Here is an 850-nt window from a genome sequence, read left to right as displayed (position 1 = left end):
TGTGATGGTATTCTCACTTATTTTGCAGTAGATGCTGCCCGTAAAATACAAAGTAAAGAGTAGTGTAAAAAAAGCACCTAGTATTATGATTAGGTGCTTTTTTTGTTACCGATAAATGGTTTTATATTAACTAATCTTATATAGGGGTCCCGTCCACATTTTAACGAAAATATACGCTAAGCAATTTTCGACATCAAAAAACGTTGATTTTACTACTCTAAGCGAATTATTAATCTCAAAAACGTAGGTATTTGAGATTAATAGGATTCACCTTAAAATGTCTTAAAAATAGCTTTAAAACCGTATCAAAACTCATCTCTAAATCAAAATTTTAACTGGAATTATTAGTAATGAGTTTTGAGAATCCCTTAGCGTATAAAAACATTAAAATGTGCGTGCTACTCCTTATAGGAAGTGTGAAGAAATTCAATTAGAAGGAAAGAGATATGTATTAGTGGAAATAGCATTTATCAATGTAAATAATTGGAGGGGTAAATATGCCATATATTAATCTTCAAATAACGAAGGGTGCAACTCGTGAACAAAAAGCCCAAATAGTAAAAGAATTTACAACGACTCTTGTTAACGTACTCGGTAAAAAGCCAGAACATACTCATATCGGTTCTGGTGCAAATACTTAGGAAAGATATAAAGAGACAAAAAATTTCCTAATGGAATCTAGTCTTAAGCAGCAATTTCAAATAGTTGATGGATGAAATTCACCTGATTTTGGACAGACTTATCCAGTAAAACAAGTTGCCCTTTTTTTACCATATGCATAGCTTCTATTCCAGAAATAATGTATGTAGCTGTGCGAAAGGATTTCAATCCTAACATCGAACGAACTCGT

The 850-nt window shown here is 32.0% G+C and carries 1 protein-coding gene and 1 pseudogene; one reads left to right on the top strand and one right to left on the bottom strand.

Going from position 1 to position 850, the window contains the following annotated elements; genetic code table 11:
• The first annotated feature begins 497 nt into the window (after positions 1-497).
• A complete protein-coding gene (locus tag ACFQZ1_RS09510) occupies positions 498-641 on the top strand; it encodes a tautomerase family protein (protein ID WP_377881860.1) in 144 nt (47 codons plus the stop codon).
• 43 nt (positions 642-684) lie between these two features.
• Here ACFQZ1_RS09510 and ACFQZ1_RS09505 read toward each other — a convergent pair.
• A pseudogene (locus tag ACFQZ1_RS09505) lies at positions 685-850 on the bottom strand (IS6 family transposase); the annotation flags it as partial.

It is taken from the genome of Bacillus sp. CGMCC 1.60114 (assembly GCF_042676365.1).
GTDB lineage: Bacteria > Bacillota > Bacilli > Bacillales > Bacillaceae_G > Bacillus_A > Bacillus_A rhizoplanae_A.
Note: the sequence above shows the minus strand (reverse complement) of the source record. Positions and strands in the feature narration are given on the sequence as shown.

Bases quoted from the DNA above. Each gene is read 5' to 3' on its own strand.
- ACFQZ1_RS09510 (WP_377881860.1), top strand. From the start codon at position 498: ATGCCATATATTAATCTTCAAATAACGAAGGGTGCAACTCGTGAACAA.